Below are 6,962 nucleotides of genomic sequence, written 5' to 3' on the forward strand. Positions count from 1 at the left end.
CAGCACCAGCCGGTCGCCGCCGCCTTGCCCCAGCAGCGCCGACGTGCCCTGGGCACGCGCCAGCTCCTGGGCCGACTCGCGCAGCTTTGCCTGGGCCGCGCGCAGATCCACCTCCACGCCCACGCCCTTGTCCACCATGGTCTGCTGGCGCCGCACTTCCACGGTGGCCACGTCATGCGCGCTGCGGGCAGCTTCCACCTCGTAGCGCACGCGCAGCGCCTCGGGGCTGACCAGGGTGGCCAGCTCGTCGCCGGCCTTGACGATGTCACCCACGTGGGCACGAACCGACACCACGCGCGCGGCCAGCGGCACAGAGACGGTCGCCACGCGGTCCTCGGCAAAGGTCACGCGCGCCGGCGCCCAGGCCATCTGCGTGCCCTGCGGATCGGCCACCGCGGCGATGTCCAGCATCTTCAGCGACTCGGGCTTGACCCGCACCACGCCGGCGGGCGCGGGTGCCTGAGCGGCAGGCTCGTTCTGTGCCGATGCCTTGGATGCATCGCAGCCCGCCACAAGGCAGGCCACGGCGATGACGGCGCATGCCGAGGCCGCCGGAAACCGGGCTGCCGTGGGCAGGCCCGCAAGTGTCTTGATCATTCTTGCCCCTTCAATCCATGCCTGGAGCGCAGGGACTGCAGCGAGCCGACCCTTGTCTCCTGAGATGAAACAGATGCTAGAAAACGCATCTTCCGGCGTGCGTGAAGCCTTCATTACCGTTTGGTAAGGCACTCGCATGCCCTGGGCTCGCCCCCGGGACCTGTTCCCGGCGGGGATGGTCTGTGCCTTTGCCGGACTTTTGCGAGATCCGGCGCGGTCCGCGGCGCACAGCCTGCGCGGCCCCGGACCTGCCGCCTGGCGTGGGACCCAGGCCAGGCCGCAGCGGCGGCAGACCTGTGGATATCCCGGGGAAAAATGCACCCTGCAAAGCCAGAGATCTGCACAGGCCCTGTTTTCCACAGTGGTGACAACTTCCATCACCTTCTGCAAATTGCAGCAAACCTGAATCCGCGAAAAATTCGTTGCAAATCAACGATGAATCGCGACAATCACTCCATCAATCCACAGGCATGCCAACAGCATGCACACAAGATTGACCACAGGCCGCACACCCTGGCAGCTGTGGGCAAGACTGTGGATGCAGCCACGCGCACAGCCATCAACGGCCATGGGAACAATCCAGGAACAGCCGGTGGACAGATGTCCATCCCGGCCACCGATACCCACCTGTACGCACATGCGATTGGCGGGTGCAGTGATCCATATGACGTGCAGCTTGTAGGCTGTACGGCATACGAAAAACGCGCTTTGTGCGCTGTATTCCATAAGATTTCGCATCTTATTTAATACATATCACTGTACGAATCCTTATAAACAGACGGACCAAAGTGATCCATCTGGTCGAAATACGCCGAAATGCATGAAAAAAAATGGGCTGACCAAGCCCTGAAATCCTTCGATGACGTGGTCGGAGCCATCCCGGGGTTCCGAAATCGTGAGGGGCAGCGAAAAATGGCAGCCCAGGTCGCGCAGACCTTGAGCCAGGCCCAGCTGGGAAAAATCGATGAGGGCGCGCCGGAGCCCACCCGGTCCATTGCCGTGGTGCAGGCCGGAACGGGGGTGGGCAAATCGCTGGCGTACAGCATTCCCGCCATTTCGATGGCGCTGGCGCGCGGCACCCGGGTGCTGATTTCCACGGCCACCGTGGCGCTGCAGGAACAGCTGGTGAACAAGGATCTGCCCGCGCTGGCCCAGCAGCTGGAGCAGCCTTTCAAGTTCGCGCTGGCCAAGGGCCGGGGCCGCTTTGTCTGCAAACTGAAGCTGGAGCGGCTGGCCAGCACCGGCGAGGCCCAGGACGAGGATCTGGACGATCTGTTCGCCGAGGAAAAGGCCCAGGCCCAAAGCCGCGTGGCACGCCCGGCCCTGGAGCTGGAGGCGCGCATGCAGTTCTACAAAAGCATGGCCAACGCGCTGGCCAGCCAGGCCTGGGACGGCGACCGCGACTCGCTGGAACCCCCGCCCGAGGCCGAGGCCTGGAGCCCCGTGGCGGCCGAATCCTCGTCCTGCACGGGCAAGCACTGCCCGGCCTTCAGCAACTGCGTCTACTACGAGCGCCGCAAGGACCTGGTGGCCGCCCAGGTCATCGTGGCCAACCACGATCTGCTGCTGTCCTCCCTGGGCGCGCGGCTGCTGCCCGAGCTGGACAACTGCCTTCTGGTGCTGGACGAAGCCCACCATCTGCCCGCCACGGCGCTGGGCCAGTTCGCCGGCGAGATGGACCTGAGCCGCCTGGGCTGGATAGACAAGCTGACCAGCCGCGCCCTGCGCGTGAATACCCTGGTCGAAGTGGAGGAACTGGCCGACCTGCCCAGCCATGCAAGCCAGCTGCGCCAGCAGCTGCAGGAACTGGCGCGCCTGGTGATGGAGCTGTACGGAGATACGCTCAAGTCACAAAAGGACAGCTGGGGGCCGGCCCGGGTGCGCGTGCCGCGCGGCATGCTGCCCGAGCCCCTGCTGGAGCCGCTGGGCAGGGCGGCCCACCATGCCAACAGCTTTCTGGACGCGCTGCGCGCCATCTCCAAGGCGCTGCGCGCCGCCATCAAGGACAATCCAGAGGAAGCACGCAGGCTGTCTACAGCTTATGCACAGGTTGGCGCACTGGCACCCCGCCTGGAATCCGTCTATGACACGGCCCAGTTGCTGATGCAGCAGCCGGCGCAGGATGACGACAGTAGCCGCGTACCCAATGCCAAATGGTTCACGTTGGAGACAGATGGCGAGTACATCGTGGTCAAGGCCCATGCCAGCCCCATCCTGCCCGGCGCCACGCTGCGCCATCACCTGTGGTCCCAGGTGCGCGGCGCGGTGCTCACGTCGGCCACCTTGACCAGCTGTGGACAATTCGACTTCTTCCTGCGCGAGGCCGGCCTGCACGACGATGCGGCCGTGACCACGCTGGAAGTGCCCAGCCCCTTCGACTACGCGCGACAGGGCACGCTGGTGGCGCGCGAAACCGTGGCCGATCCGAAGGAAGCCGCCCGCTTCACCCAGGAGATGGTGGGCGCGCTGCTGGGCGACCTGTCCCGTGTGCAGGCCGGCGCCCTGGTGCTGTTCACCTCGCGCGAGCAGATGCGCCTGGCGGTGGATGCGCTGTCCACGGCCATGCGCTCGCAGGTGCTGGTGCAGACGGCCATGCCCCGCGCCCTGCTGCTGGCACGCCACCGCGATGCCGTGGAGATGGGCGAGCCCTCCATCATCTTCGGCATGCAGTCCTTCGGGGAGGGACTGGACCTGCCCGGCGCACTGTGCGAGTCCCTGTTCATCACCAAGCTGCCCTTTGCCCCGCCCGACGACCCCGTGGGCGAGGCCCGCGCCGAATGGCTGCGCAGCAGCGGCCGCAACCCCTTCAACGAACTCGTGGTGCCGGCCACGGCGATACGGCTGGCCCAGTGGGTGGGCCGCGCCATCCGCACCGAGGAAGACCAGGCCCATGTCTACTGCTATGACCGGCGCCTGGTGAACACCAGCTATGGCCAGCAGCTGCTCAAGGGCCTGCCGCCCTTTGCCCTGCAGCGCCGCCCGGCACGCTGAGACGAAAGCTGTGGAAAGAACGGGGAAACCAGCCCCTCTCCGTTTCCTTCACCTTCCCCCATCCACACAAGCCCTTGATTTCAGGCAATTTTCCTGAAAACCATCCTCCCGATTGCCCACAGGCCATTTGCACACAGCCTGTGGGCAACTTCACTCCACGGGATCCGTTCATGCATGCGGCGCCCGGCAACAGGTTCAAAGGACCTGCGCGACCTCGCAGGCCACACCTGCCGACCACCCCCGTAGATCTCGGCCCACAGGCCATCAGGCGGCCCCAGGAAGCGCTTTGGCGCCCCTGCAGGGGTCCTGGCATCTGCCTGGTGTTTGCGCTGTCTGCGGGCCGTTGGAGAGACGGCCTGATTCCCATCCTTTCTCCCTGCAGTGCTGCAGCCATCACTTTTCGTGATTGCCCTTGCCAGTGCTGGATCAGCTGCTCCTGATTCGGATGCACAGGCCGCTGGCAGGGCCCAGATCAAGGATTGAATTTTTTTGAATGAGCAACGGCGGCCTCTGGCGTGTCCGCATGTGCCCGTGCGAGAGACGCCGTTTCCTCGAAGTTTTCCCTGGTTGTTCACAGCCAGGCGTGAAAAAGGCCGTCGTTCACCTGCATGCCAACCGGGTGACGGGTGACGTCTTGTCTTCATGAGCAAGGCCATCGCCCAGGAGCCTTGCGGATTTTTGCAGACAGGCGCGCCAATTTCGCTGGAGCGCAGTCCTTCTTTGCACATGCCTGGCTCCAGCCAAGCTCACGCGTCTGTTTTTTTTGGCAAACCTGGCTGCCTTGGCTTCCCGGCGTGACTTCGCCTTTGGTTGTTCTTTGATCTTCTTATAAAGAATAGTCGTAGTAGTAGATTCATGATATCTCTGTGGATAACTGCCATTACCTTAAAAAAAACAAGGATCTAGCGTACTGAAAAACATGTGGTCAACGCCCTGTTCCCGGTGTCTTGCCAACGGGGATAGATTGCATGTCACGGATTTTTCTGTGGATAACTTGAAAGTTGATCATCTTCTATCCACAGTTTTACATGACAGGCTTTTTTTGTGATGTTTTCTCGTAAGTTATTGATTTAAAAGAAATTTAAGCGTTTACCAGTCAGAAGGCAGACCTGTGATGCATGGATGAACACAGGGTCTGACCATGCTGTGATCTGTTGACAAGCAGCTTTTCCTGGGCAAGGGGGCTGCTTTTTTTATCCAGATCGGCGTTCGTGCTGTGAAAAACCGAGCTCGGCTGTTATTCCTATTTCTTCTATTTTTTAGTTAGTAGTAGTAGTAAGTGAAGCGCTTAATTGTTGATAACTGATTTTTCACATGGAAAATCAATAAGTTATGAGTATGCAAACCCTGTGGTGGATGCTGCCTTGCAGCTGCACCCGTTTTGGGAACAACTTTCCGCGATGCATCCATCATGTGGATAAGCATGGATTTACAAGGTTTTTACACCCAGGTTTTTCCACAGGCCTGCAGCGGGCAAAAAAAAGACCACCTCGCGGGTGGTCGGGGCTGGGCTGCAGCGATGGTCAGAAATGGTGGGCGTAGCGCAGCTGCAGGAAGTTTTCGCCGGGGTTGGGCTTCTTGATGCCAGCGTTGGAATGGTGCTCCAGCCTCAGCACCAGTTCATGCTGGCCTTGGTTGCCAAACAGGTAGCCCACGCCGATATGGGTGGCGAAGTTGTAGCGGGTCGGGAATTCCTTCTCGTCCGTGACGTAGCGCCGGTTCAGTGCCCAGCTCAGACCCACGCCGGTTTCTGCAAACCAGGGCGACTGTCCGTTGCTGCCACGCCAGCGCAGCGTGGGATTGATGCCCACCACCCAGGTGCTGCGGTGGCTGCCTTCCAGGGGGGCTGACCATCGCGCGCCCCAGATATCCCAGTAGCCGCTGAGCTGGCCGCCCCACAGCGCATGGCGCCAGTTGCGCCAAGGCACGGTAACGCCCAGGGTCCAGCTGTCGGCGCTGCGCTCGGCCGCGCCATATTGCAGGTACAGGGAAGGGGTGGATTCCGGCGCCAAGGATTGCGCCTGGGTCGCCATCGGCAGGACAGCGCCTGCGCAGGCCAGCATCACGGTCGCTGCCAGGCGTGCTGGCGGATGGATGCGTGCCTTGGCGAGGCGCTGGTAGCTGGATGGCGTCGTTTGAATGATTTTGAGGGCCATGATCTTCTCCGGGAGCGGCACACGTTGCTGTGCCTGTAGCACTCTAGGGAGGCTGGTGAAGACCGGGGCGTCAGCAAAAAAGCCCTTGCACTGTCGGTCGCCCGACAAGGCGTCCGTGCAAGGGCTGGCGCAAGCAATCCGGCTGCCCGCTGGTGGCGGGCAGGCCAGGTGGCTGCTTACTGGGCGGGTGCAGGGGCAGGGCGGGCCTGGCCGCTCTTGTGGTCATGGCGCGGGCCGTGGTTCATGCCGTGGTGGCCGGGGTGGCCCTTGTGTAGCGTGGCGGCATCGAAGGTCTTTTGCTGGCTGGCATCCAGCTGGGCGTAGAAGGCCTTGGTGGCTTCGCCGCGGCGATCGGCATCGGCCGCGCGCTGGGCGCGCATTTCACGCATCTTGTCGATGCGCTGGGGCGTGGTCAGCTTGGCGAAGTCCTCGCGCTCCATGCGCTGGGGACGCTCGCCGGGCTTGAAGGTGGCCGCATAGGTGTTCCATGCGGTCTCCTGGGGCGGCGTGAGCTTGAGGTCGGCCTTGAGCTTGGCGATGCGCTGCTGCATGTGTTCGCGGCGCTCGCCGGGCTTGTGCATGGGACGTTCGGGCTTGGGCGTGGTGGCTGCAGCCGGTGCTGCCGGCGCGGCGGTCTGGGCGTACGAGGGCAGGGCGAACGAGGCCAGCAAGGCGGTGGCAGCTGCGGCGCTGGCGAGGGTGCGGCGGAAGGTGGTGGTCATTCCAAAATCCTTTCTGGAGAGGGTGACTGAAGGCCGCCGTCAAGGCACTTGGCGGGCCCTGTGCAGCGGATGGTTGAAGTGTGGTCGTCCGATGTATCGGGGCCGTGTGGTTTTGCGCAGGGCTTGTAAAGAATTGACAAGCTTGTGCAGCGCTGTCTGGCGCCAGGCATGCACAATGACCGGGCGGGGCGCCAAGGCATGGCGCCCCTGCTGTTTTTTCTGTTTTCTCCCTCTGGATGGAGGCGGCGCAGCCCGGTGTTGCACACCCCTGCTGCGGCGCAGCCGCAGTCCGTCCGAGCAAAGGTTCGCTATGTTCAAAAACATGATCGTCTATCGCATTGCCGAGAGCTGGCAGGGCGATTTGCAGCAGCTTGAAGAAGCCCTGGGCAAGAGCCCGTTTGCCGAGTGCGGCGCCACGCAGGAACGCAGTGCCGGCTGGGTGCCGCCGCGCGGCGAGCCCCATGGCCCGCTGGCCGAGTCCGTGGCCAATCAGTGG

At 62.9% G+C, this 6,962-nt stretch carries 5 protein-coding genes; 2 read left to right on the top strand and 3 right to left on the bottom strand.

Going from position 1 to position 6,962, the window contains the following annotated elements:
- Positions 1 to 597, bottom strand: a 597-nt coding sequence (locus L995_RS10205) for an HlyD family efflux transporter periplasmic adaptor subunit (protein WP_047471375.1), incomplete at its 3' end; no start/stop codon positions are given.
- A gap of 816 nt (positions 598 to 1,413) precedes the next feature.
- Here L995_RS10205 and dinG point away from each other — a divergent pair.
- The gene (dinG, locus tag L995_RS10210) at positions 1,414 to 3,588 is read left to right on the top strand and encodes an ATP-dependent DNA helicase DinG (RefSeq protein WP_082001529.1); all 2,175 of its coding nucleotides are present in this window, start codon (positions 1,414 to 1,416) and stop codon (positions 3,586 to 3,588) included.
- Between the two features lie 1,523 nt (positions 3,589 to 5,111).
- Here dinG and L995_RS10215 read toward each other — a convergent pair.
- Together L995_RS10215 and L995_RS10220 are read right to left on the bottom strand one after the other, a co-directional pair.
- The gene (locus L995_RS10215; protein WP_046984862.1) at positions 5,112 to 5,744 is read right to left on the bottom strand and encodes an acyloxyacyl hydrolase; all 633 of its coding nucleotides are present in this window, start codon (positions 5,742 to 5,744) and stop codon (positions 5,112 to 5,114) included.
- Positions 5,745 to 5,920: 176 nt separating this feature from the next.
- Positions 5,921 to 6,466 carry a Spy/CpxP family protein refolding chaperone gene (locus L995_RS10220; RefSeq protein WP_047471380.1) on the bottom strand — a complete coding sequence of 182 codons (546 nt, stop codon included), beginning with the start codon at positions 6,464 to 6,466 and terminating at the stop codon, positions 5,921 to 5,923.
- A gap of 310 nt (positions 6,467 to 6,776) precedes the next feature.
- On the opposite strand from L995_RS10220, the gene rdgC reads away from it, so the two are divergent.
- A partial coding sequence (gene rdgC / locus L995_RS10225) for a recombination-associated protein RdgC (RefSeq protein ID WP_047471382.1) occupies positions 6,777 to 6,962 on the top strand: 186 nt, incomplete at its 3' end.

The sequence above is a fragment of the Delftia sp. ZNC0008 genome, assembly GCF_000799035.1.
In the GTDB taxonomy this organism is placed as follows: domain Bacteria; phylum Pseudomonadota; class Gammaproteobacteria; order Burkholderiales; family Burkholderiaceae_C; genus Comamonas; species Comamonas tsuruhatensis.

Coding starts and splice junctions, on each gene's coding strand:
- dinG (WP_082001529.1), top strand. CDS start 1,414: ATGCATGAAAAAAAATGGGCTGACCAAGCCCTGAAATCCTTCGATGAC.
- L995_RS10215 (WP_046984862.1), bottom strand. CDS start 5,744: ATGGCCCTCAAAATCATTCAAACGACGCCATCCAGCTACCAGCGCCTC.
- L995_RS10220 (WP_047471380.1), bottom strand. CDS start 6,466: ATGACCACCACCTTCCGCCGCACCCTCGCCAGCGCCGCAGCTGCCACC.